The sequence below is a fragment of the Blastococcus sp. SYSU DS0619 genome (assembly GCF_054051035.1).
On sequence record NZ_JBJHAM010000005.1, the window covers coordinates 162,242 to 186,289 of the forward strand.

A 24,048-nucleotide genomic window follows, 5' to 3' on the forward strand; every position below is an offset into this window, starting at 1 on the left:
GTCTCCATGACAGTCGCCCATCGAGCGGTCCACCGGCCGGTCCGCCGGCGCATGCGCTCGGCATCGGTCGCGGTGGCCGCCGCGGTCGCCGTCGTCGCCACCGGCTGCAGCAGCGACAGCGGCGGCGGCAGCGGCTCGGCGTCGGGGGAGGCCGAGCGGATCGACCGGCTCGCGGTGATGGCACCGGCCGACCCCGGCGGCGGCTGGGACCAGACGGCCCGCGCCATGGCCGCGGCCCTGGAGAGCGAGGAGCTGGTCGGCAGCACGCGCGTGACCAACGTCGGCGGCGCCGGCGGGACCGTCGGTCTCGCGGAGCTCGCCAACGAGCGCAGCGAGGACTTCCTCATGGTGATGGGGCTGGTCATGGTCGGCGCCGTCGAGACCAACCAGTCGCAGGCCACCCTCGACGACGTGACGCCGCTGGCCCGGCTGACCACCGAGGACGAGGTGATCGTCGTCCCGGCGGGTTCGCCGTACCAGAGCGTCGACGACCTGGTCGAGGACGTCCGCACCGAGGGCCGTGGCGTCTCGATCGCCGGCGGCTCGGCCGGTGGCACCGACCACATCGCGGCCGGGCTGCTCTTCCAGGCCGCGGACCTGCCGATCGAGGACCTCAACTACGTGGCGTTCTCCGGCGGCGGCGAGTCGCTGGCCGCGCTGCTCGGTGGCCAGGTGGACGCTGGCATCTCCGGCGTCGGCGAGTACGCCCAGCAGATCGAGGCGGGGGAGCTGCGGGCCCTGGCGGTGACCGGCTCGGAGCCCGTCGAGGGCATCGACGCGCCCACCCTCACCGAGGCCGGGTACGACGTCGAGCTGACCAACTGGCGCGGTGTCGTGGGTCCGCCGGACATCTCGGACGAGGCGCGGGAGCGGCTGCTCGCCCTGGTGGCGGAGATGCAGGAGTCCGAGGCCTGGCAGAGCGAGGTCGAGGAGCGCGGCTGGTCCGACGCCTACCTCGCCGGTGACGAGTTCGAGACCTTCCTGGCCGAGGAGCGCCAGCGCGTCCGTGGCGTGCTGGAGGACATCGGGCTCGTCCAGTGAGCACCGCCTCCGGCTCCGGCGCCGCCGCCTCCTCCGGGGGAGCGGCGCCGGAGCGGGGCGGTCGCGCTCGGACCTGGTCCTGGGGCGAGGCCGCCATCACCGCGGGGCTGTTCGCCGTGGGGGTGTTCACCCTCGTGGAGACGACGTCGATCACCGTTCCCGGCTCGGCCAACGTGCTGGGGCCGCGGGCCTTCCCGTACGCGGTCGGCGTGCTGCTGATCGGCGCGTCCCTGGCGCTCGCGGTCAGCCTGGCGCGCGGGGAGCACGGGCACGCCGAGGAGGGCGAGGACGTCGACGCGGGCGCCCGCACCGACTGGGTCACCGTGGCCAAGCTGGTCGCCTCGTTCGCGGCGCTGGTGCTGCTGATCGAGCCGCTCGGCTGGCCCATCGCCGCCACCCTGCTGTTCGCGGGCACGGCGTGGGCCCTCGGCGCCCGCATCGTCCGCGCCGCCGTCGTGGGCGCGGTGCTCAACGTCGCCGTCCACGTGCTGTTCGTGCAGGTCCTCGGGCTGTTCCTGCCCGCGGGACCGCTGGAGGGGGTGCCCTTCTTTGGGTGACATCGGCCTGCTGATGGACGGCTTCGCGGCCGTCCTGCAGCCGCTCTACCTGCTGTACGCGCTGCTCGGCGTCACGGTGGGCACCGCCGTCGGCGTGCTCCCGGGCATCGGCCCGGCCATGACCGTGGCCCTGCTGCTGCCGCTGACCTACAGCCTGGAGCCCGCAGCCGCCCTCATCCTGTTCGCCGGCATCTACTACGGCGGCATGTACGGCGGGTCGACGACGTCGATCCTGCTGAACACCCCCGGCGAGGCGGCGTCCATCGTCACCGCGCTGGAGGGCAACGCGATGGCCCGGGCGGGGCGGGGGGCATCGGCGCTGGCGACGGCGGCGATCGGCTCGTTCGTCGCGGGCACCATCGCCACGATCGCGCTGACCTTCCTGGCGCCCGTGGTGGCCGACCTCGCCGTCCAGCTGGGCCCGCAGGACTTCGTGGCGCTCACGGTGCTGGCCTTCCTCACCGTGGCCGCGATGTTCGGCGCCTCGCCGGCGCGCGGGATCGCCGCCCTGGCGGTCGGGCTGCTCCTGGCCATGGTCGGCACCGACTCGCTCACCGGGCAGCAGCGCTTCACCTTCGGGCTGCCGGCGCTGGCCGACGGCATCGACGTCGTCGTGGTGGCGGTCGGCATCTTCGCCGTCGGCGAGGCGCTCTACGTCGCCTCCCGGATGCGGAAGGGGCCCCTGCCACTGGTGCCCATCGGCGGCAGCTGGATGAACCGCGAGGACTTCCGGCGCTCGTGGAAACCGTGGCTGCGCGGCGCCGCGGTCGGTTTCCCCATCGGGACCATCCCGGCCGGCGGCGCGGACGTCGCGACGTTCCTCTCCTACTCCATGGAGCGGAAGCTCTCGAAGCGGAAGGAGGAGTTCGGCCACGGCGCGATCGAGGGCGTGGCCGGCCCGGAGTCGGCGAACAACGCGGCGGCCGCCGGCGTGCTGGTGCCGCTGCTGACCCTCGGCCTGCCGACCTCCGCGACGGCCGCGATCATCATCGTGGCCTTCCAGAGCTACGGCATCCAGCCCGGCCCGCTGCTCTTCGAGCAGGAGGCGTCGCTGGTCTGGACGCTGATCGCCAGCCTCTACATCGGCAACCTGCTGCTGCTGGTGCTGAACCTGCCGCTGGTGGGGGTCTGGGTGAAGCTGCTGCAGATCCCGCGCCCGTACCTGTACGCCGGCATCCTCACGTTCGCCGCGCTCGGCAGCTACGCGGTGGGCGCCTCGACCGCCGACATGATCCTGCTGTTCGCGGTGGGCGTCCTCGGCTGGGGCATGCGGCAGTTCGGCTTCCCCGTCGCGCCGGCCGTCGTCGGTCTCATCCTGGGGCCGATCGCCGAGGAGCAGCTGCGGCGGACCCTGGCGATTAGCCAGGGCGACCCGAGCGCGCTGATCACCAGCCCGTTCGCCGCGATCGTCTACACCCTGCTCCTCGTCTTCCTGGCTGCCGGCGTGTACGTCAAGCGCCGGCAGGCGCGGGTCGAGGCGGAGCTCGGCGAGGCCCGGTCCGAACCCGTGACGTCAGAAGGGAACCGCTCGTGACCATCGTGGTCGGATACGTGCCCAAGCCGGAGGGGCGTGCGGCCTTGCGCGCCGCGGTGGAGGAGGCGGACCTGCGCAACCAGCCGCTGCACGTGCTCAACACGTCGCGGGGGGACGCCTACGTCGACCCGTCCTACGCGACCGCCGAGGACCTGGCGGAGGTCCGGCGGCTGCTCGAGGAGTCCGGCGTCCCCTTCGAGCTCGAGCAGCACGTCGGGGGCCGGGACGGCGCGCAGGAGGTGGTGGCGGCGGCCGAGCGCCTCGGCGCCTCGCTGATCGTCATCGGCCTCCGGCGGCGGTCGCCGACGGGCAAGCTGCTGTTCGGATCCGACGCGCAGCGGATCCTGCTGGACGCCGAGTGCCAGGTGCTGGCCGTCAAGGCGGCGGAGGCCGACGGCGCCGGGTGAGGCCCGGTCGCTCAGGGCCGGTCGCTCAGGGCGGGTGGCTCAGGGCGGGTGGCTCAGCGGCGGCGCAGGACCCGGGCCAGCCGGTGGGTCCGGCCCGCGGTGAGCTCGGCGGCGGTCGCCGGGGCCGGCTCCTCCGGTTCCGGGGCCGCCGCCGCCGCGCGTTCGTGCAGGCGGGCGCGCACGTCGTCGGGGGTGTAGGCGCGGCGCTGCCGCTCGTCGCGGGCGAGCACCACACCGCCGGCGGTGACTCCCGCGAGGCCGGCCAGTCCGAGCAGCTTCCAGAGGCGCACGTCCGTAACGTAGCCGCCCGTGCCCGATCTCTCCCTGGACGCCGCGGTCGACCTGACCCGCACCGGTGACGTCTGGGTCTTCCGCGGACCCTCCCTCGCCGACCGCGCGATCCGTGCGCTCACCAACGCGCCGGTGAACCACGTCGGCATGGCCGTCGTCCTGGAGGACCTGCCCCCGCTGCTGTGGCACGCCGAGCTCGGGAAGTCGCTGCCCGACGCGTGGAGCGGCGCGCACCAGCGCGGCGTCCAGCTGCACGACCTGCGCGACGCGGTGCTCACCTGGCGGCAGCGCTACGGCCAGCGGGCGTGGCTGCGCCAGCTGGTCGGCCCGGCCGAGGACGGCGGGGTGACCCCGGCCATGGAGGACGCCGTGCTGCGCACCATCGCCCGGCTCGACGGGCGGCCGTTCCCGACCACCCGCGGACTCGCGCGCGGCTGGGTCAACGGCCGGCTGCGGCGGCGGACCGCCGCGGAGACCGTGTTCTGCGCGGAACTGGTCGCGGCCACCTACACGGCCATGGGGCTGCTGCCCGACGACCGCCCGCTCAACGCCTACGACCCCGGCAGCTTCTGGTCCGGCGACGACCTCGAGCTGCTGCAGGACGCCCGGCTCGGACCGGAGATCCCGGTGGACGTCCCGGCCGGCTGACCCGGACCGGTCACCGCTCCCGGCGCACCCGGTAGGTGCTCTGCACCATGCCGCCGGCGAAGGAGCGGGTGGCCACGTGCTCCAGCGGGACGTCGGCCGGCAGCTCGCCGAACGGCGTGTGCCCCGTCCCGATCAGCACCGGCACCCGCGAGAGCGTGAGGTCGGCGATCAGCCCGGCGCGGAGGAAGGCGTGCACCGTGCGGCCGCCGTCGACGTAGACCCGGCGGTACCCGGCCTCGTCCAGCGCCCGCACCGCCTCGTCGAAGGAGCGGTGCACGGTGGCGCGCGGATCGGCGCCGGGCTCCAGCGTCGTGCTCAGCACGTGCACCGGCCGGCCCTGGTAGGGCCACTCGGCGAACGGTGCGATGACCTCGTAGGTCGACCGGCCCATGACCAGGGCGTCGACGCCGGAGACGAACTCGCCGAACCCGAAGTCGCCGCCGCCCCCGTCGTCCGGCGGACCGACGGCGTCGTCGCCGCCGGTGAGCCAGGAGATGTCGTGGTCGAGCCGGGCGATGAACCCGTCGACGCTCATGCCGAGGAAGACCGAACCGGTGAAGGACACGTCCATGCCGGCAGGGTGCCGCACCGGTACGACAGGTGGGCCGCTCCCGAAGCTGTTCCCCGGACAGTCGGACTCTGCCCATCCCGGCTGGGCAGAGTCGGACTGTCCGCAGAGCACCTCAGGCGGCGGCGCGGGCCGCCGTCCCGCCGAGGTGCAGGACCGTGTCGCCGGGGCGCTCCAGCTCGTCGTGGGTGACGCAGACGACCACCCGGCCGGCCAGGGCCGCGCGCAGGTCGCGCACCAGCGCCGCGGCCGTCGGGGCGTCGAGGTGGGCGGTCGGCTCGTCGAGCAGGACGACGTCCCGGTCGGCCAGCAGGGCGCGGGCGGCGGCCAGCCGCCGGCGCTCGCCACCCGAGAGCGCCGTGCCGCCGGCGCCGACGGGGGTGTCCAGCCCGTCGGGCAGCGTGGCGAGCAGGCCGCTCAGCCCGGTCGCGGCGAGGGCCGCGCGCATCCGCGCCTCCCCGGCCGGGCCGGCGAACTCGCCCCGCGGCGCCGCCATGGCGAGGTTGGCCCGGATGGAGGAGGCGAACACGTGGGCCTCCTGCGGCAGCCAGGCCAGGCGGGCGCGCAGGTCGTCGCCGGGGATCCGGTCCGTGGCGACGTCGTCGACCGTGTACCTGCCGCCGCGGGGCCGCAGCGCGGCCATGAGCACCGCCAGGAAGGTGGACTTGCCCGTTCCCGACGGCCCGCGCACGACCAGCCAGCCCTCGCCGGCCTCCGCCCGCGCGGCCACGCCGCGCAGCACGTCGGGCCCGCCCGGCCAGCCCGCGACGAGGCCCTGGGTGCGCAGCACGGAGACGCCGGCGGGCGCCGGCAGCGGCTCGGCCGGGTCGGCGGCGACCGGGGCGGTGAGCACGGCGTCGAGGCGGGCCCGCGCGTCGGCGAGCGCTCCCCGCCGCTGGAGTGCGGCCACGAGCCCGGTCAGCGGCTCGACGAGGGCCAGCGGCGCGAGCGCGACGACGGCGAGCACCGGCCCGGACAGGTCGCCGGCGGCGGCCGCCGCGGTACCGAGCACCGCGGCCAGGCCCGTGCCGAGGACGACCAGGCCGTCGCCCAGGGCGGCGGCCCGGTCGCGGGTGCCGGCGGTGACCGCCTGGCGGGCGGCGAGCGCGGCGAGGTCGTCGGCGGCCCGGCCGGCCAGCCCGTGCGCCCGCAGGTCGGGCAGCCCCTCGAGGGTGGTGCTGGTCTCCCGCAGCGCCGTGATCCGCAGCGTGCTCTCCGCGCGCGCCGCACCGGCGTCCACCCCGCGGTGCACGAGGAGGACGGCGCCCGCGGTGAGGGCCAGCACCGCGGCCACCACGGCGGCGGCAGCGGGGTCGATCAGCGCGAGCACCGCGACGGTGAGCGTGGGCACCGTGGCGGCGACCAGCAGCGGCGGGCGCACCCGCACGGTGAGGTCCTGCACCACGCCGACGTCGCCGATCACCCGCGCCAGCGCCGATCCCGGGGTCCGGTCGGCGGCCACGCCCTGCGCGGCGAGTGCCCGCCAGACCCGCACCCGCAGGTCGGCGGCCTGCCGCAGCGCGGCGTCGTGCGCGGTCATGCGCTCCAGCCAGCGCAGCAGCGCCCGGCCCAGACCGAAGAAGCGCACGCCCACGATGGCGACCATCAGGGTGAGCACCGGCGGCATCTCCGCCGCGCGCACGATGAGCCAGCCCGAGACCGCGGTCAGCGCGACCCCCGCGGCCGAGGACAGCGACCCGGCGGCCACCGCCCGCCGCAGCGCGCGGCGGATCGCGGTGCCGGTCTGCTCGGCCGGGCGCTCGGCGGCCCCGGGGACGACCGCCGTCGCCGAGGTGGGTGCGGCGGACCGGGCGGCCGGGGTCGGGGGCGCGGGCGCGGCGAGGGGTGCCCGAGCCGCCGCGGGCGGGGAGGGGAGGTCGACGGTGCGGTCGGCGAGCTCGGCGAGGACCGGGTCGTGGGTGACCAGCAGGACGGTGACGGTGCCCCGCAGGGTGGCCAGGACCGCGGCCACCAGCCCGCGCGCGTCGTCGTCCAGGTGGGCGGTCGGCTCGTCGAGCAGCAGCAGCCGGGCGCCGCGGCGGATCCGCACCAGGGCCCGGGCGAGCGCCACCCGCTGCAGCTCGCCGGGGGACAGGGACTCCGGCGAGCGCCCGGCCAGGGAACCGGCCTCGACCCGGCCCAGCGCCTCGATGACGAAGGCCTCGGCGGCGATCTCGTCCAGCCCCGGCTCCGCGGCCGCGTGCCGGCGCAGCTCGTCGGCGACGGTGGCGCCCGTCGTGCGCGGGAACTGCGGCACCACCGCCACCGCGCCCACCCCGGTCACCGAACCGCCGACCACGGCCGCCGGGTCGGTCAGGCCGGCCAGCGCCGCCAGCAGCGTGGACTTGCCCGAGCCGCTGGCGCCGCGCAGGGCGACGAGCTCCCCGGGGCGGACGACCAGGTCGGTGGGCGGCAGCGCAGCCGTGGCGCGGCCGGGGTAGGAGACGGTCAGCCCGGTGACGGCGACGTCGGCGCCGCGGGGGTCGTCGTCGACCGGGGGCGCGGCGGACGTGGCTCCGGCGGGCGCGGCGAGCACGGCCCGGGCCTCGGCGGCGGCGAGCGCGGCGTCCTCGGCCGCGTGGTGGGCCGCCCCGAGGGCGCGCAGCGGGGCGAACGCCTCCGGTGCGAGCAGCAGCGCGGTGAGCCCCAGGCCCAGGGCCAGGTGGCCTTCGATCAGGCGCAGCCCGACCGTGACCGCGACCAGGGCGACCGACAGGGTGGCGATGAGCTCGAGGACCAGCGCGGAGAGGAAGGCGGTCCGCAGCGTGGTCAGGGTCCGGGTGCGGTGGGCCTCGCCGAGGGCGGCCAGCGCCGCGGTCTGCTCGGCCGCCCGCCCCAGCCCGACCAGGACGGGCAGGCCCCGCACCAGCTCGGCGACGTGCGCGGCGATGCGGTCCAGCGCCCGCGCGGAGTCCGCCGTCGCGGCCTGCGTGTGCTTGCCGACCAGGACCATGAACAGCGGTACGAGCGGCAGGGTGATCCCCACCAGCACGGCCGAGAGCAGGTCGGTCCAGGCCAGGACCAGCAGGAGGGCCGGCGGGACGACGATCGTCTGCCCCAGCGCCGGCAGGTAGGAGGCCAGGGCCGGCCCGAGGTCGTGCAGCCGGGTGGTGGCCAGCACCGCGGCCGGAGCCGGGCCACCGGCCGCGGCCACGGCGGCGGGGGAGGACGCCAGGCGGTCGAGCAGGTCACGGCGGAGCCGGTCCTCGGCCCGGCGGGCGTCGCGGGCCGCGAGCGCCTCGCCGGCGCCCGCGGCCCCGGCGCGCAGCGCGACCCCCGCCGCCGCGAGCAGCAGCGGGAGCGTCGGCGCGCCGTCGGCCAGCCCGCTCGCGCGGGCGACCGCGTGGGCGAGGCCGGCGGCCAGGAGCACCAGCCCGGCGGTCTGGCCCAGCGCGGCCAGGGCCGCGCGCACCAGCGCACCGGTCAGCCCCGGCACCCCGGCGAGCGCACCCAGCGGCCCCCGCCCCGCGTCCGCGGTCCTGCTCATCGCAGTTCCTCTTCTCAGACCGTGGCCGGAGCGCTGTCGCGGGGCTCCTCGTGCACCGGCTCGGCGGTCAGCCGCTTCCGGAACACCCAGTAGGTCCAGGCCTGGTAGCAGAGCACCACCGGCAGGCCGACCGCGGCGGCCCAGGTCATCACCGTGAGGGTGTAGTCGCTGACCGAGGCGTCGGCGATGGTCAGGTCGAAGGCACGGTCCACCGTCGAGGGGACGACGACCGGGTACGCGGCGCCGAAGAGGGTGGCGGCCGACGCGACGAGCATGGCGCCCCAGGCGGCGAAGGCCTGGCCCTCGCGCCCGAGCCGGATCCGTACCCAGGCGACCAGCACGGCGAGCGCCGCGACGACCCACAGCGCCCCGGTGAGCGTGGTGCCGTACCGCAGGTGCACCAGGCCGGCCCAGGCCAGCAGCGGCAGCGCGCCGACCGGCGCCCAGCGGACGGCGAAGGCCCGGGCCCGCTCCCGCACGTCGCCGTCGACCTTGAGGGACAGGAACAGCGCGCCGTGCACGACGGAGAACCCGAGCACCGCGACGGCGCCCAGCAGGGCCGGCCAGCCCACCCCGGAGAAGGCGCCGCCGACCCGGTTGCCGTCGCCGTCGATGGGCAGGCCGAGGGTGGTGGCACCCAGCGCGGCGCCGACGCCGAGCGCGGCGATCAGCGAGCCGACGGTGATCACGTGGGTCCAGGTGCTGTCCCACTGCGCGGTGTGGTGCGAGTGCCGCCACTCGAAGGCGACGGCCCGGATGATCAGGCCGAAGAGCACCAGCACGAACGGCAGGTACAGGGCGGGCAGCCAGGAGGCGTACCAGCCCGGGAAGGCGGCGAACACCGCGCCGGCGGCGGTGATCAGCCACACCTCGTTGCCGTCCCACAGCGGGCCGATGCTGCGCAGCATCAGGTGCCGGTCGGCGGTGCGGCGGCCGAGCACGGGCAGCAGGGCGGCGACGCCGAAGTCGAAGCCCTCGAGCAGGAGGAAACCGGTCCAGAGCACCGCGACCGCGGCGAACCAGAGCGTCTGCAGGTCCATGGCTGTGCTTCTTCCCGGGGCTCAGTAGGCGAAGGAGAGGACGTCGTCGCGGTCGCGGCGCGGGGGGCCGTCGGCGCCACCGGGGACGTCGTCGTCGGGACCGCCCTCGGGGGTGAGCCCCGGGACGGGAGCGCCGTCACCGGTGGTCACGCCGGCGCGGACGAAGCGGCCGATCAGCCACAGCTCCACCACGGCCAGCGCGCCGTAGACCAGCGTCAGCCCGATCAGCGACGTCCAGACCTCGGTGGCGGTGACCCCGGGGGAGACGGCCTGGGCGGTGAAGAAGTAGACCTGCTCGTCGACCGGGACGTCCGGGTTCGGGTAGACGACGAAGGGCTGGCGGCCCATCTCGGTGAAGATCCAGCCGGTCGAGTTGGCCACGAACGGGGCGGCGACGGCCAGCAGCGATCCGTACACGCCGATGCGGGAGACCGGCACCCGGCCGCGGCGGGTGGCCCACAGGGCGTAGGCGGCGACCCCCGCCGAGACCGCGCCCATGCCGATCATCAGCCGGAAGCTCCAGTAGGTGACCGAGAGGACCGGGGTGTAGTCGATCGGCTCGCCGGCCTTGTTCCCGAACGACGGGTCGTCGGGGTAGGTGGCGCCGTAGACCTCGGAGTAGGCCGCCTGCAGGTCGTTGACGCCGGGGACGGCGGTCGAGAAATCGCCGTGGGCCAGGTAGCTGAGGATGTAGGGGACCGTGATCGAGTGGACGTCGTCGCACTCGTTCGACCCCAGCTTGCCCCAGGCGAAGATCGAGAAGGACGCCGGCGCCTCGGTCTCGCACAGCGCCTCGGCGGAGCTCATCTTCAGCGGCTGCTGCTGGTACATCAGCTTGCCCTGCCAGTCACCGGTGAGGGCCACGAGCACGAACGCGGCGAGCGACACCCAGCCGCCCAGGCGCACCGACCGGCGCCACACGCCGTGGTCCGGGTCGGTCGTCGAGCGCTGCTCCAGCGTGCGCTTCCGCAGGTGCCAGAGGCCGATGCCGACGAGCAGGGCGCCGGCGACCATCAGCGCGGCCACGATCGCGTGGCTGAAGGCGGCGAGCGCGGTGTTGTTGGTCAGCACCGCGACGAAGTCGACCTGCAGCGGGCGGCCCGTGGCGTCGTCGGTCACGACGCCGACCGGGTGCTGCATCCACGAGTTCGCAGCGATGATGAAGTACGCGCTCACGATCGAGCCGATCACCGCGGCCCACAGCGCGGCCAGGTGCACCTTCTTGGGGATCCGGCCCCAGCCGAAGATCCACAGGCCCAGGAAGGTGGACTCGAGGAAGAACGCCAGCAGCGCCTCGAGGGCCAGCAGCGAGCCGAAGACGTCGCCGACGAAGCGGGAGTACTCGCTCCAGGCCAGGCCGAACTGGAACTCCTGAACGAGGCCGGTGGCCACGCCCAGGACGAAGTTGATCAGGTAGATGCGGCCCCAGAAGCGGGTCATCCGCAGCCACTCGGGCTTGTCCGTGCGCACCCACATCGTGTGCATGACGGCGACCAGCACACCCAGACCGATGGTCAGCGGGACCATCAGGAAGTGGTAGACGGTCGTGATCCCGAACTGCCAGCGCGCCACGTCCAGGACGTCCACGGCACCTGTCCCCTCGTCGTCGAGGTCGACGTACTATCGACACGTTCTTTCTACGCCTTGTAGAAGTCCTTTTCTACGACACGTAGAAGAGTGTGGTGTGATCTGCGGGACAGGAGGACCGATGGCGTCGCTGGGAGAGCTCGAGCGCGCGGTCATGGAGCGGCTCTGGGCCGCCGACGGGCCGGTGGCCGCGACGCGGCTCCGCGACGAGCTGGCCGGACGGGGGGTCGCGCTGACCACCGTGCACACGGTGCTGACCCGGCTCGAGCAGAAGGGCTTCGTCGTCCACGACGACGCCCGGCCCCGCCGGTTCTCCGCCCGCGCCAGCCGCGAGGACCACGCCGCAGAGCTCATGCACGAGGTGCTGGGGCAGGCCGCCGACCGGCAAGCGGTACTCGCCCGCTTCGTGGGCAGCGTCAACGACGAGGAGGCCCGCCTGCTGGGGGAGCTCCTGGCAGAGGCCCGCGCCCGCGACGGCGTCTGAGCGGGCGCTCGTGCTCCCCGCCACCGCCGGCGCCCTCGCCGTGCTGGCCGCGCTGCTGGCGTGGCCGGTCCCGGCGCTGCTCGCCCGCGCCCGCTGGCCCGGGCGGGACCCGCTGGTGGCGCTGCTGTGCTGGCAGGCCATCGGCCTGGCCGGCGGGCTGTCCATCATCGGCGCCCTGCTGGTGCACGGCCTGGCGCCGTGGGGTCACTCGCTGCCCGAGGCGGCGTGGTCGGTGCTCACCGGGCACTCGGCCACCGACCCGGTGCGCGGCGACCACTGGGTGACCCTCACCCTCGCCGGGGTGCTGGCCTCGGAGCTGGTCGGCGTCCTCGTGCTGTCCTGGGTCCGGATCACCCGGACCCGCCGCCGGCACCGCGAGCTGCTGGAGCTGGTGGTGCAGCCGGCGCCGCAGCCGGACACCCGGCTGCTCGAGCACCCGGCCCCGGTCGCCTTCTGCATCCCCGGCGCCCGGCCGCTGCTGGTGCTCTCGTCGGGGATGGTCGCCGAGCTGGACGAGGAGCAGCTCGCCGCCGTCGTCGCGCACGAGCGGGCGCACCTGGGGGAGCGGCACCACCTGCTGCTGCTGCCGTTCGTGGCCTGGAAGGCCGCGCTGCCGGTGCTGCCGGCGGCCGAGCGCGCCCACGGTGCGGTCCGCGAGCTGGTCGAGATGCGGGCCGACGACGTCGCGCTGACCTCGCTGCACGGCGCCGCCCCGCGGCGCACCCTCGCTGAGGCGATCGTCGCGGCCGCAGGCGGTGCGGGCAGCGGGGGAGTGCCCACCGGCGCGCTGGCGGTGTCCGGCGCCGGCGTCCGGGCGCGCGTGGTGCGGCTGCTGGAACCCGCCGACCCGCTGCCGGCCGCCGCCCGCTCGGCCGCGCTGGCCGCGGCCGTCCTGCTGCTGCTCCTGCCGACGGCGCTGCTCCTGCTACCGGCGCTGTGAGTCCGCCAGCAGCTGCGCGGCGAGCGCCGAGACCGCCGCGAACCCGCCGCTGACCAGCGCGGCCCGGCGGTAGCGGGGGAGCGCCAGCACCGGGAGCATGCTCGCCGCGTGCAGCCCGTCCGCCGCGGCGGACAGGCGCAACGCGGCGGGTCCCGGTGAGACGAGCACCGCGACGTGCTGGGCGACCAGCCGCGCGCCGAGCACCCGGGCCACCCACAGCCGGCGGCGCGGGTAGCGCGGCGCCAGCCGACCGGCGAGCGTGGCCGGGCGCGTGGCCAGGGTCAGCCCGGCGGCCAGGCCGACGCCGGACAGGACGCGGGCGGCCGATCGCCGGCCATGGTCGAGGGTGGTACTCAGCGGAACGCCTCCGAGGGGGAACAGGTATCCGGGCGCAGTCGGACCCTGCCCGTTCCAGCTGGGCGGAGTCCGACTGTGCGCAGGGGTACCCCGGCCGGTCCGGTGCACGCACCGAGGTCGGCCGCCACCGTCGGTCAGCTGCGGTCCGCCGGCTCGGCCGGAGCGGGCGCCGGGCGGCCGGAGGGGACCGGGAGGGTCGCGTCCCGGTTCTCCGGCAGCGGGGCGAACCCGCGCAGCCGCAGGCTGTTGGAGACGACGAAGACCGAGCTGAACGCCATGGCTGCGCCGGCGATCATCGGGTTGAGCAGCCCGGCGGCGGCCAGCGGGAGGGCGGCCACGTTGTAGGCGAACGCCCAGAACAGGTTGCCCTTGATGGTGGACAGCGTCCGGCGGGAGAGCCGGATCGCGTCCGCGGCGGCCCGCAGGTCACCGCGCACCAGGGTCAGGTCGCTGGCCTGGATCGCGACGTCTGTGCCGGTGCCCATGGCCAGCCCGAGGTCGGCCTGCGCCAGCGCCGGCGCGTCGTTGACGCCGTCGCCCACCATCGCCACCGTGCGGCCCTCCTCCTGCAGCCGGCGGACGACGTCCACCTTGTCCTGGGGCAGCACCTCGGCGATCACCTCGTCGATGCCCACCTGGGCGGCGACCGCCCGCGCGGCCGGCTCGTTGTCGCCGGTGAGCAGGATCGGGGTCAGCCCGAGTTCGCGCAGCTGGGCGACGGCCCGCGCGGAGGTGTCCTTGACCGCGTCGGCGACCACGAGCACGCCGCGGGCCGCGCCGTCCCAGCCGACCGCGATCGCGGTGCGGCCGGCGCTCTCGGCCCCGGTGACGACCCGGTCCAGCTCGGCGGGCAGCGGCATCGCCCAGTCGGCCAGCAGCCGTCGCCGGCCGACGACGACCGCGGCGCCCTCGACCACGCCCTGCACGCCGAGCCCCTCGACGTTGGCGAAGTCGGCCACCGCCGGGAGCGTGCCGGTGCGCTCGGTCGCGCCCCGGGCGACGGCCTGCGCGATCGGGTGCTCCGACGCCGACTCCAGCGCCCCGGCCAGCCGCAGCACGTGGTCGGCGTCCTCCCCGGCGGCGGGGACGACGTCCAGCAGGGTCATCCGGCCGGTCGTGACCGTGCCGGTCTTGTCCAGGACGACGGTGTCCACGCGGCGGGTGGACTCCAGGACCTCCGGGCCCTTGATCAGGATGCCGAGCTGGGCGCCGCGGCCGGTGCCGACCATCAGCGCGGTCGGCGTGGCCAGGCCCAGCGCACACGGGCAGGCGATGATCAGCACCGCGACCGCGGCGGTGAACGCGGCCGGCACCCCCGCGCCGGTCCCGATCCAGAAGCCGAGCGTGGCCACGGCGAGGGCGAGCACGACCGGCACGAAGACGCCGGAGATCCGGTCGGCGAGGCGCTGCACCTCGGCCTTGCCGTTCTGCGCGTCCTCGACCAGCCGCGCCATCTGGGCCAGCTGGGTGTCGCTGCCGACGCGGGTGGCGCGGACGACCAGCCGGCCACCGGCGTTGACGGTGCCACCGGTGACGGCGTCCCCGGGGCGGACCTCCACGGGCACCGACTCGCCGGTCAGCATCGACGCGTCGACGGCGGAGGAACCCTCGGTCACCTCGCCGTCGGCGGCGATCTTCTCGCCCGGGCGGACGACGAACAGGTCCCCGGCGCCCAGCTCGGCGACCGGGACGCGTCGCTCCGTGCCGCCGCGCAGCACCGCGACGTCCTTGGCGCCGAGCTCGAGCAGCGCGCGCAGCGCCGCCCCGGCGCGCCGCTTGGACCGGGCCTCGAACCAGCGGCCGGCGAGGATGAACGTCGTCACCCCGGCGGCGGCCTCGAGGTAGATGTTGGCGCTGCCGTCGGTGCGGGCGATGGTGAGCTCGAACGGGTGGGTCATGCCGGGGATGCCGGCGGTGCCCCAGAACAGCGCGTACAGCGACCAGCCGAAGGCGGCGAGCGTGCCCAGCGACACCAGCGTGTCCATGGTGGCCGCCCCGTGCCGCAGGTTGGTCCAGGCGGCCCGGTGGAAGGGCAGGCCGCCCCACACGACGACCGGCGCGGCGAGGGTCAGCGAGAGCCACTGCCAGTACTCGAACTGCAGCGCCGGGACCATGGCCAGCGCGATCACCGGCACGCTGAGCAGGGTGGAGACGACCAGCCGAGTGCGCAGCGCGCGCACCGGCGCGTCGGCCGGGTCCGCGTCCGCCTCCGCGGCGAGCTCCGGCCGCGGGGGCTCGGGCAGGCGGGCGCTGTAGCCGGTCTGCTCCACCGTGGCGATCAGGTCGTCGGTGCTGACGCCGTCGGCGTAGCTGACCTTCGCCTTCTCGGTGGCGTAGTTGACGGTGGCGGTGACGCCGTCGAGCTTGTTCAGCTTCTTCTCGACGCGGTTGGCGCACGACGCGCAGGTCATGCCGCCGATGAGCAGCTCGACGTCGCTCGTGGCGCTGCCGGGGGCGGTGGTCATGAGTGCTCCTGGGGGTCCTCGGCGGTCACCGTGAACGCGGCCGTGTGCACGGCGTCGCCGTGCCGGAAGTCGAGGAACAGCCGGTAGGTGCCCGTCGTGGGGGCGGTGGTGACGAACGGGACGTGCGGCCCCGGGGCGGCCGTGGTGCCCTCGTGCTCGGCCGGGTGCACGTGGAGGTAGGCGAGGTCGCCGTCGCGCAGCGCCACCAGGTGCCCGTAGGCGCCGAGGTAGGGCTGGAGGTCGGTGACCGGGACGCCGTCGCGGCTCACGCTCAGCGTCAGCTCCGACTCCTGGCCCGGCACCAGCTCGCCGGTCAGGACGACGGTGTAGCCGTCCACCTCCGCGACGGCCGACGGTGCCGGCAGGGGTTCGGGGGAGTAGCTGCCGGGGACGGCGAGGTCCGCACCGAGCACGCGGTCCGTGCCGTCGGCCGCGGCGGTGAAGTCGGCGAACAGCCGCCAGCTGCCCGGCTCGAGCGCCAGGGGAGCCCGCCAGACGCCGTCGTCCCCGAGCTCGGGGTGCACGTGCTGGTAGCCGCTGAGGTCGCGGCGGACGGCGACCAGGTGGAGGTCGACGCCGTGTTCGGTCTCGTACGCGGTCACCGGGGAGCCGTCGGGCCCCAGGACGGTGAACGCGACCGGGGTGGCCGAGCCTGCCGGGGCGGTGCCGTCGGCCAGGGCGAGGGTGTAGCCGTCCTCGGTCACCTGGAGCCCGCCCGGCGCGGGGGCGGCGGCGTCGGAGCCGCCGTCCCCGTGGCCGGTTCCGGTCGCGGCGTGGCCGGCATCGGCGGTCCCGGCGGTCTCCTCGGCCGGGCCGATCGGGCCGACCGCGGATCCCACGCCGACCGCGGCGCCGAAGACGGCGACCAGGCCGACGGCGAACGCGGCGATCTTCGTGGGGGTGTTCATGGCGCCGGCCGCGTCAGCGGCCGCTCACCTCGTATCCGGCTTCCTCGACGGCGGCGCGGACGGCGGACTCGTCGACCGGCTGCTCGCTGGTGACGGTCAGCCCGCCGGTGGCCAGGTCGACGTCGACCCCGGTCACGCCCGGCACCTGCGAGACCTCCTCGGTCACCGAGTTGACGCAGTGGCCGCAGGTCATGCCGGTCACGGTGTAGTTGGCGGTGGTGGTGCTCACGGGGGATTCCTCTCGGGACGTGCGGATGATCAGGAGCGGACGAGGCGGGCGATGGCCTCGGTGGCCTCGCGGACCTTCTCCTCGGCCTCGCGGCCGCCGGCCCGGGCGGCGTCGACGACGCAGTGGCTCAGGTGCTCCTCGAGCAGCCCCAGCGAGACCGCCTGCAGTGCCTTCGTCATTGCCGAGACCTGGGTGAGGATGTCGATGCAGTACTTCTCGTCCTCCACCATGCGCTGCAGGCCGCGGGCCTGCCCCTCGATCCGGCGCAGCCGCTTGAGGTAGTCGTCCTTGCGGTGGATGTAGCCGTGCGCGTGGTCGTGGGCGGCGCAACCGCCGTCGGTCGTCTCCACGTCGTCCTCCTGTCGGCACCGCGGGTGCGGCGTCGCCAAGAACCATACCCCCCTAGGGTTACTCGTCAAGGGGGCCGGCGCGGTCCCGCAGCCGGTCCAGGTCGGCCCGCACGGAGGCGAGCTCGTCCTGCAGTCCGACGATGACCTCGGCCGAGGCGACGGGGTGGCCGTCGTCGAGCAGTACCCGCATCCGCGCGGCCAGCACCAGCTGGCGGCGGGAGTAGCGGCGGTGCCCACCGGGGGAGCGGTGCGGCCGGAGGACCCCGGAGCTGTCCAGGCTGCGCAGGAAGGCGGCCTGCACGCCGAGCAGCTCCGCGGCCTGGCTCATGGTCATCGCCGGGTACTCGGGGTCGTCGAGCCGGCGCAGCGGGTCCGCGGGGTCGGGCGTCATCGCGCGCCTCCTGGGTCGGGGCGCCGTCGCGGGCGCCGGACGGCACAGGGGCCGGGCCCTGACGGGCCCGGCCCCTGTGGTGGTGCCGGTCGGGTGCCGATCAGCTCTCGACCGCCCGCTGCTCGCCCTCGATGGTGCGCGCCTCGACGGCCGCCGGTGCGTCGGCCCGGGTCACGGAGATCTTCCGCGCCTTCGCCTTCTCGGCGACGGGGATGCTGAGGGTGAGCACGCCGTCGTGGTAGCTGGCCTCGAGCCGGTCGGTGTCGAGGCTGCGACCGAGCACCAACTGCCGGGTGTAGCTGCCGAACGGGCGCTCGGCGATCGTCCACTCCGCGTTCTCCAGCTGGGGGACCGAGCGCTCGGCGGTGACGGTGAGGGTGTTGCCCTCGATCGACAGGTCGATCGAGCCCGGGTCCACCCCCGGCAGGTCGAAGTGGGCGACGAAGTTGTCACCGACCCGGTAGGCGTCCATCGGCATCCCCGACAGCGGGCGCGCGGTGGTGGCGCCCGGGCGGCCGGTGAGCTGGTCCAGCGCCCGGAAGGCGGCGGACGTGGCGGCGAACGGGTCGTAAGCGGTCAGCATCATGGCTGGAACCTCCTGGACGGTCGATCTGGTGTTCGCTGCCCGAGGTAGAACCTCTAGTGGCGACTAGAGATTACCTCGGTCATGCGTACCGGTAAACGTCTGCGCGGCTGAAATGTTCCCGGATGTCCGGGCGGGGGATCCCGGGCCCCGGTGCCCCTACGGGTGCGTGAACGGGTGCGTCCCGGGGCAGGACGGTCCCGTGGACGAGACGACCGGCACCACGCCCCAGGACCCGCACCGGGACGGACCGGCCGCCGAGCCGGCCGTCTCGCACACGGTGGAGGGGACGACCGCCCGGCTCACCGTCGGGGGCGAGCTGACCGAGACCGCCCGCCGCCCGCTCGTGCGGACCATGACCGATCTGCTGCTCACCGAGCACGCGCTGCGCCGGGTGGAGCTGGACCTCCGGGAGGTTCCCTTCATGAACTCCGCGGGGCTGGCCGTGCTGGTGCAACTGCAGAAGCTGTGCGTCCCGCGGGCCATCGACACCGCGCTGGTGGACCCGCCGCCCTCGGTGGCCCGCCCGCTGCAGCTCACCGGGCTGTGGCACCGGTTCACCGTCGTCGACGCCGGCGGTGCGGTCTCTGCCGAGGCGACGCCCGAGGGTGGGCCCGGCTCGCGGGGCACCGAGCACTCCTGATCCGGTGTCGGGCGCTGCCGGGGAAGGGGCGGGCTCCTAGCCTGACCGGGTGTCATCGCCCCATGCCCACAGCCACGCCCCTGATCCGGACGCGCCTCCGCCCACCGAGGAGGCGCTCGCCCGCCGGCGGCGCGCCGTGTGGCTCATGCTGCTGCTCCTGGTGCCCGTCGGCCTGGCCACGGTGATCGGCCTGGTCGCCCTCTGGCCCGGCGGCGAGCCGACCCGTGCGCAGGAGGTGGTGGCCAGCTACCTGCCGCCGGGCACCACCTACCCGGACGCGCGGGTGGTCTCGGTGGAGGAGTTCGAGTGCGGGGACGCCGCGGGGCAGCCGGTCACCTGCGCCAACGCCGTCGTGGAGGTCCTCGACGGGGACGGTGCCGGCGACTTCACGCAGATCGAGCTCTCGTCCGACGTCGTCGCCAACGGGATCGCGGAGGGCGACACGCTGGTGCTCACCCGGGACGCCGGCGCCGAGGACGGGCCGACCTACCAGTTCTGGGACTACGAACGCGACGTCCCGATCCTCACGCTGGCGATCCTGTTCGCCGTCGTCGTGGGGCTGGTGGCCCGCCTCCGCGGCCTGGCCTCGCTCGTCGGGCTCGCGTTCGCCTTCTTCGTGCTGATCCAGTTCGTGCTGCCCGGGTTGCTCTCCGAGAGGTCGCCGGTGCTGGTCAGCCTGGTCGGCTCCGCGGCGATCATGTTCGTCGTCCTCTACCTGGCGCACGGCTTCTCCGCCCGCACCACGACGGCGCTGGTCGGCACGCTCTTCGGGCTGTCCCTCGTCGCCGTCCTCGGGTCGCTCTCCGTGGCCGCCGCGCGCCTCACCGGACTCACCAGCGAGGAGACGACGACGCTCAACAACTTCGATCCGACGCTCGACTTCTCGGGCCTGGTGCTCGCCGGGATCGTGGTCGCCGGCCTGGGTGTGCTCAACGACGTCACCATCACCCAGGCGTCGGCGATCTGGCAGCTGCACGAGGTGGATGCGTCGATGACCTGGCGGGAGCTGTACACCCGGGGGATGTCGGTGGGGCGGGACCACATCGCGTCGACCGTCTACACGATCGTCTTCGCCTACGCCGGCGCCGCGCTCCCGCTGCTGCTGCTCTTCGAGCTCTACGACCAGCCCTGGCAGGTGATCGTGACCAGCTCGGCGCTGGCCGAGGAGGTCATCCGGACGATGGTCGGGGCCATCGCGCTGGTCCTCGCCGTGCCGGTGACCACGGCCGCCGGCGCCTTCTTCGCGAAGGCCGCCGACACGCAGGCCGGCACCGCCACCGAGCGCGGGATGACCGCGCTGCGCACCCGGCTCGCCCGATGAGCGAGGCTGGAGCCGTGACCGACCTGCTCGCCGCCGCCTCCGCCGCCCCGGGCTTCATGCCCGACGACGAGGGGCGCGCCCTGTACGAGGCCGCGCGCGCCGTCGCCGTCCCCGGGCCGCTGCTGGAGGTGGGCAGCTGGATGGGGCGGTCCGCGCTCTACCTGGCCGCGGCCGCGCGGGAGACCGGCCGGCAGGTGATGACCGTCGACCACCACCGTGGGTCGGAGGAGCACCAGCCGGGCTGGGAGTACCACGACCCGTCGCTGGTCGACCCCGCAGTCGGCCGGATCGACACACTGCCGCGGTTCCGCCGCACCATCGCCGAGGCCGGCGCCGAGGACGTCGTCATCGCCGTCGTCACCCGGTCGGAGACGCTCGCCCCGCTGTGGAGCACCCCGCTGGCGCTGCTGTTCCTCGACGGCAGCCACACCGAGGAGTCCGCGCGCCGCGACCAGGACGCGTGGGTGGCGAAGCTCGCCGTCGGCGGCACGCTGGCCATCCACGACGTCTTCCCCGACCCGGCCGACGGCGGGCAGGCCCCCTACGGCGTCTACACCCGGGTGCTGGCGTCCGGGGAGTTCACGGAGCTGCCCGGCACCGGCTCGCTGCGGCTGCTGCGCCGTGACCGCTGATCCGCTGGGCGCCGAGCGGGCGGCGGCGCTGGCCCAGATCGAGGCGCTGACCCGGGAGTTCGACGCCATCGTGGCGGCGTCGCAGGCCTCCAACGCCGACGACGAGCACGATCCCGAGGGCGCGACGATCGCGTTCGAGCGCCAGCAGGTCGCCGCGCTGCTGGAGTCCGCGCACCGCCGGCTGGCCGATGTCGACGCCGCCGTGGCCGCGGTCGAGGCCGGCACCTACGGCCGGTGCGAGAGCTGCGGGCAGCCCATCGCGGTGGAGCGGCTCGCCGCCCGGCCGACCGCCCGCACCTGCATCGACTGCGCCCGCTGAGACGGCGGCGGCGGGTCAGCCGGAGCCGGAGACCGCGGACTGCGTCCAGTCGTCGAGCTCGACCTCGTCGTCGGGCAGCTCGCGCCGCAGGTCGCGCAGCAGGCGCGGGGCCTCCGCGGCGAAACGGGCCCGGGCGTCCGGGTTCCGCCACCCGTCGTCCCAGGAGAAGTGCTCCTGGAACAACTCGTTCCAGTCGGCCAGCCGGGCCGCGAGCGCCTCGGAGAGCCCGAGCGAGGCGGGGGCGGTGAGGCGGCCGACGGTCCACAGCGGCCACCCGGCCATGTAGTCGGGCATCAGCTGGACGTGCCGCCGCCGCTCCCGGTCGCCCACGGACGCCGACGGTAGCCGCCCCGCCGCTCAGCTGACGTAGCGGCGGGCGGTGGACCTGCGCTGCGCCTCCTCGAGGGCGGCGAACCGGGCTTCCGCGTGCGGGGGCAGCACCCGGCGCTCGCGCAGCACCCAGGGCAGCCCGCGGACGGCCTGCGCGAGACCGCGCGCGGTGATCCGATCGCGGGGCACCGTGCGCAGCAGGTGCACGGTGCGCCGCAGAGCGGGCCGGAGCGGGCGGCGCAGCCAGGTGGTCCAGAGCGTGTTGCGGATGCCGTCGGCGCGGCGCTTGTGCGGGTCCCGGGCGGTGCTCGCCTGGTGGTGGAGGGTGAGCTGCTCCAGGTAGCACAGCTCCCAGCCGCGGGCGGCGAGGTCACCGGCCATCAGCTCCTCCTCGCCCCCGAGCCAGAGCCGGTCGTTGAACCCGCCGACCTCCTCGAACGCCTCCCGGCGCAGCACGGAGGCGCCGGCGAGGAACGACCCGAGGGCGGGGCCGGGCAGCCAGTCGGCGCCGCGCACGGGGGAGTCGCGCAGCTCGGCGACGATCGGGTCCTCGGTGGTCCCCGGCTCCACCAGGATCCGGGCGGTGACGACCGCCAGCCGGGGGTGCGCGTCGAGGGTGTCGGCGGCGGTGCGCAGGGAGCCCGGCTCCCACCAGGTGTCGTCGTCGCAGAACGCGACGTAGGGGGTGTCGAGCCGGGCGACGCCGAGGTTGCGGCCCACCGCGCCGAGGTTCTCGGGGCTGGCGATCAGCTCGACCTGGGGGAACCGCTCGCGCACGGCGTCGGCGGTCCCGTCGGTCGACCCGTTGTCGACGACGACGACGTGCGGCCGCTCCGGCAGGGCCAGCAGCCGCTCCAGGGCGAGCAGCAGCTCGTCCCGCCGCTGGTGGGTGATGACGACGACGGCGACGCGCGGATCGGGGCCCGGGGCGGGCCGTGCGGCGTCCGTCCCGGGAGCGGTGGTGGTCACGCGGCCTCACCCGCCAGCAGCCGCAGGTCGGCGCGCACCTGCTCCGGCACCGGCGCCCGGCGCCGGAGCGCGGCAGGGAGGTCGGGCAGTGCCCGGAGGAGCCCCTCGGCGCCGGGCCGGCCGGCCCGCAGGGCGTGCACCACGGTGCGGGCGACGTCACCGGCCGGCAGCCGCATGAGGGCGGTCAGCAGCCGGCTCCGCCAGATCCCGGCCTGGCGCCGGCCCGGGGCGTCGCGGCGCGAGGACGGGTGGTGGTGGATCGTCACCTCGTCGACGTAGGCGAGCCCCCAGCCGGCCGCGGCCAGGTCCAGCGCGAGCCGCTCCTCCTCCCCGGGGAAGCGCACCACCGGGTCGAAGCCGCCGACGGCCTCGAAGGCCTCGGTCCGCACCAGCGCGGCGCAGGCGACGAAGCCCAGCAGCGCGGGACCGGGAGAGCCCGCCGGGGTGCCCAGCGGGCTGTCGGCCATCTCGGCGCAGACGGGGTCCAGCCGCTCCTCGGGACCGACGAGGATCCGGGCGTTGAGCAGGGCGAGCCGCGGGTGGGCCCGCATGATCTCCACGGCGCGGGCCAGGTCGCCCGGTGCCCACCAGGAGTCGTCGTCGGCGAACGCCAGGAACGGGGTGCCGGCCTGCGCGGCACCCAGCGTGCGGCCGTGCGCCCCCTCGTTGGAGTCCAGCGGCAGCACGGTGACCTCGGGGTGGGCCTCCCGCACGGCCGCGACCGTGCCGTCGGTGGAGGCGTTGTCGACCAGCACCACCGGCGCCTCGTGGCGGGGCAGCGTGGCGAGCAGGTCGTCGCGGCGGTTGCGGCTGGCGACGACCACGGTGACGTCGGGACCGGGAGGGCGGGGCTGGTCGGTGCTGGGCAGAACGGTCACGGGGTCACCGTGCCCGCGCCTCCTGCCAGCCAATCCGTCGCGGGAGTGGAATCCGCCATGCCGGCGGGGGGCAGCGCCCCGGGATCGGCGAACAGCCCGCTCGCGGGCGAGGCGCCGGACAGCGCGTCGGCGGCCAGCAGCACCGCGGCCGCCGTCCAGGTGGTGCGCTCCACCGGCCACCGCGCGTCGTCGGGGTAGACGAACCCGGTCCAGTACGCGCCGTCGTCGTCCCGCAGGTGCTGCATCGCCGCCACCTGCTCCAGGGCGGCGTCGCGCTGCCCCGCGGCGACCAGCGCCAGCGCCAGCTCGCACGTCTCGGCGCCGGTGACCCACGGCCGGTCGGCCACGCAGCGGATGCCCAGCCCCGGCACCACGAAGCGGTCCCAGCCGTCGGCCAGCCGGTCCCGGGCCTCCGTGCCGGTGAGCGCGCCGCCGAGCACCGGGTAGTACCAGTCCATGGAGTAGCGCGACCGGTCGGCGAAGGCGTCCGGCCGCCGGCGGAGCACGGTGCCCAGGTCGGCGGCGGCCAGCTCCCAGTCCGGCTGGGCCTCGCCGACCAGGTCGGCCAGCGCCAGCCCGCAGCGCAGCGCCTGGAAGAGACTGGCGTTCCCGGTGAGCAGGGCCAGGTCGTCGGGCGTGCCGTCCGGGCGCAGCGCCCAGCTGATCGCGCCGCCGGGCAGCTGCATCCGGGTGACCAGGTCCAGCGCCGCCCGCACCACCGGCCACAGCTCGACGACGAGCGCCTCGTCACCCGTCACCAGCCAGGAGTGCCAGATCCCGACGGCGAGGTAGCCGGCGTGGTTGCTCTCCGCGCCCGGGGACGACTCCGCGCCGGCCCGGTACTCGGCGGCCCAGCTGCCGTCGGGCCGCTGCCGGGCGGCCAGCCACCGGTAGGCCGCGGCCGCCCGGGCGTGCTCCCCGCCGAGGTCGAGCGCCATCGCCGCCTCGACCGAGTCCCAGGGGTCGAGCTGGCCGGCGCGGAACCAGGGGAGCGCGCCGTCGGCGTCCTGCTCCCCGGCGATCCAGGCCACCGTCTGCCGCACCTGGTCGGCGCCGAGCACCCCGGGCAGCTCCGGCAGCAGCACGCCG

Annotated in this window: 27 protein-coding genes; 11 read left to right on the plus strand and 16 right to left on the minus strand. The window is 75.6% G+C overall.

Going from position 1 to position 24,048, the window contains the following annotated elements; genetic code table 11:
* Positions 1-6 precede the first annotated feature (6 nt).
* The 4 genes from ACI79T_RS09295 to ACI79T_RS09310 are packed head-to-tail and all read left to right on the plus strand — an operon-like array spanning position 7 to position 3,539.
* Positions 7-1,041 carry a Bug family tripartite tricarboxylate transporter substrate binding protein gene (locus ACI79T_RS09295; RefSeq protein ID WP_456609770.1) on the plus strand — a complete coding sequence of 345 codons (1,035 nt, stop codon included), beginning with the start codon at positions 7-9 and terminating at the stop codon, positions 1,039-1,041.
* Positions 1,038-1,598 carry a tripartite tricarboxylate transporter TctB family protein gene (locus ACI79T_RS09300; RefSeq protein ID WP_456609771.1) on the plus strand — a complete coding sequence of 187 codons (561 nt, stop codon included), beginning with the start codon at positions 1,038-1,040 and terminating at the stop codon, positions 1,596-1,598. The genes ACI79T_RS09295 and ACI79T_RS09300 overlap by 4 nt, the downstream gene beginning before the upstream one ends.
* On the plus strand, positions 1,591-3,132 hold the full coding sequence (locus tag ACI79T_RS09305; RefSeq protein ID WP_456609772.1) for a tripartite tricarboxylate transporter permease: 1,542 nt from the start codon (positions 1,591-1,593) through the stop codon (positions 3,130-3,132). Before ACI79T_RS09300 ends, ACI79T_RS09305 begins: the two co-directional genes overlap by 8 nt.
* Entirely contained in the window at positions 3,129-3,539 is a 411-nt protein-coding gene (locus ACI79T_RS09310; protein ID WP_456609773.1) for a universal stress protein, read from the plus strand. Before ACI79T_RS09305 ends, ACI79T_RS09310 begins: the two co-directional genes overlap by 4 nt.
* A 53-nt stretch (positions 3,540-3,592) precedes the next feature.
* Here ACI79T_RS09310 and ACI79T_RS09315 read toward each other — a convergent pair whose 3' ends face one another.
* The gene (locus ACI79T_RS09315) at positions 3,593-3,829 is read right to left on the minus strand and encodes a hypothetical protein (protein ID WP_456609774.1); all 237 of its coding nucleotides are present in this window, start codon (positions 3,827-3,829) and stop codon (positions 3,593-3,595) included.
* A 19-nt stretch (positions 3,830-3,848) separates the two neighbouring features.
* Between ACI79T_RS09315 and ACI79T_RS09320 the strand changes: the two genes are divergently transcribed.
* Positions 3,849-4,478 carry a hypothetical protein gene (locus tag ACI79T_RS09320; RefSeq protein WP_456609775.1) on the plus strand — a complete coding sequence of 210 codons (630 nt, stop codon included), beginning with the start codon at positions 3,849-3,851 and terminating at the stop codon, positions 4,476-4,478.
* A 10-nt stretch (positions 4,479-4,488) separates the two neighbouring features.
* On the opposite strand, the gene ACI79T_RS09325 is transcribed toward ACI79T_RS09320, so the two are convergent.
* The 4 genes from ACI79T_RS09325 to ACI79T_RS09340 all read right to left on the minus strand — a co-directional run bounded on the left by ACI79T_RS09325 (position 4,489) and on the right by ACI79T_RS09340 (position 11,160).
* On the minus strand, positions 4,489-5,049 hold the full coding sequence (locus tag ACI79T_RS09325; RefSeq protein ID WP_456609776.1) for a dihydrofolate reductase family protein: 561 nt from the start codon (positions 5,047-5,049) through the stop codon (positions 4,489-4,491).
* 112 nt (positions 5,050-5,161) lie between these two features.
* Positions 5,162-8,533, minus strand: coding sequence for a thiol reductant ABC exporter subunit CydC (gene cydC, locus ACI79T_RS09330; RefSeq protein WP_456609777.1), 3,372 nt, complete (start codon positions 8,531-8,533; stop codon positions 5,162-5,164).
* A 14-nt stretch (positions 8,534-8,547) separates the two neighbouring features.
* Positions 8,548-9,573: a cytochrome d ubiquinol oxidase subunit II gene (gene cydB, locus ACI79T_RS09335; protein WP_456609778.1), complete on the minus strand. Its 1,026-nt coding sequence runs from the start codon at positions 9,571-9,573 to the stop codon at positions 8,548-8,550.
* Between the two features lie 21 nt (positions 9,574-9,594).
* Positions 9,595-11,160 carry a cytochrome ubiquinol oxidase subunit I gene (locus tag ACI79T_RS09340; RefSeq protein WP_456609779.1) on the minus strand — a complete coding sequence of 522 codons (1,566 nt, stop codon included), beginning with the start codon at positions 11,158-11,160 and terminating at the stop codon, positions 9,595-9,597.
* A 121-nt stretch (positions 11,161-11,281) separates the two neighbouring features.
* Here ACI79T_RS09340 and ACI79T_RS09345 point away from each other — a divergent pair, with 121 nt between their 5' ends.
* A complete protein-coding gene (locus ACI79T_RS09345; RefSeq protein WP_456609780.1) occupies positions 11,282-11,644 on the plus strand; it encodes a BlaI/MecI/CopY family transcriptional regulator in 363 nt (120 codons plus the stop codon).
* Positions 11,645-11,654: 10 nt separating this feature from the next.
* Entirely contained in the window at positions 11,655-12,584 is a 930-nt protein-coding gene (locus ACI79T_RS09350; protein WP_456609781.1) for a M56 family metallopeptidase, read from the plus strand.
* Here ACI79T_RS09350 and ACI79T_RS09355 read toward each other — a convergent pair.
* From ACI79T_RS09355 to ACI79T_RS09385, 7 genes are all read right to left on the minus strand, one after another.
* Entirely contained in the window at positions 12,570-12,788 is a 219-nt protein-coding gene (locus tag ACI79T_RS09355) for a hypothetical protein (protein WP_456609782.1), read from the minus strand. The genes ACI79T_RS09350 and ACI79T_RS09355 overlap by 15 nt on opposite strands.
* A 287-nt stretch (positions 12,789-13,075) precedes the next feature.
* On the minus strand, positions 13,076-15,406 hold the full coding sequence (locus ACI79T_RS09360) for a heavy metal translocating P-type ATPase (RefSeq protein ID WP_456609783.1): 2,331 nt from the start codon (positions 15,404-15,406) through the stop codon (positions 13,076-13,078).
* Positions 15,403-16,314: a hypothetical protein gene (locus tag ACI79T_RS09365; RefSeq protein ID WP_456609784.1), complete on the minus strand. Its 912-nt coding sequence runs from the start codon at positions 16,312-16,314 to the stop codon at positions 15,403-15,405. Before ACI79T_RS09365 ends, ACI79T_RS09360 begins: the two co-directional genes overlap by 4 nt.
* Positions 16,315-16,327: 13 nt before the next feature.
* Entirely contained in the window at positions 16,328-16,507 is a 180-nt protein-coding gene (locus ACI79T_RS09370; protein ID WP_456609884.1) for a heavy-metal-associated domain-containing protein, read from the minus strand.
* 65 nt (positions 16,508-16,572) lie between these two features.
* Positions 16,573-16,893, minus strand: a complete 321-nt coding sequence (locus tag ACI79T_RS09375; protein WP_456591907.1) for a metal-sensitive transcriptional regulator — start codon at positions 16,891-16,893, stop codon at positions 16,573-16,575.
* Between the two features lie 58 nt (positions 16,894-16,951).
* Positions 16,952-17,284: a MerR family transcriptional regulator gene (locus ACI79T_RS09380; RefSeq protein ID WP_456609785.1), complete on the minus strand. Its 333-nt coding sequence runs from the start codon at positions 17,282-17,284 to the stop codon at positions 16,952-16,954.
* Between the two features lie 100 nt (positions 17,285-17,384).
* Positions 17,385-17,870 (minus strand): Hsp20/alpha crystallin family protein, encoded by a 486-nt coding sequence (locus tag ACI79T_RS09385; RefSeq protein WP_456609786.1) that lies wholly within the window; start codon positions 17,868-17,870, stop codon positions 17,385-17,387.
* Between the two features lie 199 nt (positions 17,871-18,069).
* On the opposite strand from ACI79T_RS09385, the gene ACI79T_RS09390 reads away from it, so the two are divergent.
* From ACI79T_RS09390 to ACI79T_RS09405, 4 genes are read left to right on the plus strand one after another with little or no spacing between them, the layout of a single operon-like run.
* Positions 18,070-18,510, plus strand: coding sequence for an STAS domain-containing protein (locus tag ACI79T_RS09390; RefSeq protein ID WP_456609787.1), 441 nt, complete (start codon positions 18,070-18,072; stop codon positions 18,508-18,510).
* Between the two features lie 49 nt (positions 18,511-18,559).
* Entirely contained in the window at positions 18,560-19,831 is a 1,272-nt protein-coding gene (locus ACI79T_RS09395; RefSeq protein ID WP_456609788.1) for a YibE/F family protein, read from the plus strand.
* Positions 19,828-20,463, plus strand: coding sequence for a class I SAM-dependent methyltransferase (locus ACI79T_RS09400; protein ID WP_456609789.1), 636 nt, complete (start codon positions 19,828-19,830; stop codon positions 20,461-20,463). The genes ACI79T_RS09395 and ACI79T_RS09400 overlap by 4 nt, the downstream gene beginning before the upstream one ends.
* Positions 20,453-20,782, plus strand: coding sequence for a TraR/DksA family transcriptional regulator (locus ACI79T_RS09405; RefSeq protein WP_456609790.1), 330 nt, complete (start codon positions 20,453-20,455; stop codon positions 20,780-20,782). Before ACI79T_RS09400 ends, ACI79T_RS09405 begins: the two co-directional genes overlap by 11 nt.
* 15 nt (positions 20,783-20,797) lie before the next feature.
* Here ACI79T_RS09405 and ACI79T_RS09410 read toward each other — a convergent pair whose 3' ends face one another.
* From ACI79T_RS09410 to ACI79T_RS09425, 4 genes are read right to left on the minus strand one after another with little or no spacing between them, the layout of a single operon-like run.
* Positions 20,798-21,112: a hypothetical protein gene (locus tag ACI79T_RS09410; RefSeq protein WP_456609791.1), complete on the minus strand. Its 315-nt coding sequence runs from the start codon at positions 21,110-21,112 to the stop codon at positions 20,798-20,800.
* A 27-nt stretch (positions 21,113-21,139) separates the two neighbouring features.
* Entirely contained in the window at positions 21,140-22,081 is a 942-nt protein-coding gene (locus ACI79T_RS09415; protein WP_456609792.1) for a glycosyltransferase family 2 protein, read from the minus strand.
* Complete coding sequence (locus ACI79T_RS09420) at positions 22,078-22,959, minus strand: glycosyltransferase family 2 protein (RefSeq protein WP_456609793.1); 882 nt, start codon at positions 22,957-22,959, stop codon at positions 22,078-22,080. Before ACI79T_RS09420 ends, ACI79T_RS09415 begins: the two co-directional genes overlap by 4 nt.
* Entirely contained in the window at positions 22,956-24,044 is a 1,089-nt protein-coding gene (locus ACI79T_RS09425; RefSeq protein ID WP_456609794.1) for a prenyltransferase, read from the minus strand. The genes ACI79T_RS09420 and ACI79T_RS09425 overlap by 4 nt, the downstream gene beginning before the upstream one ends.
* Positions 24,045-24,048 lie beyond the last annotated feature (4 nt).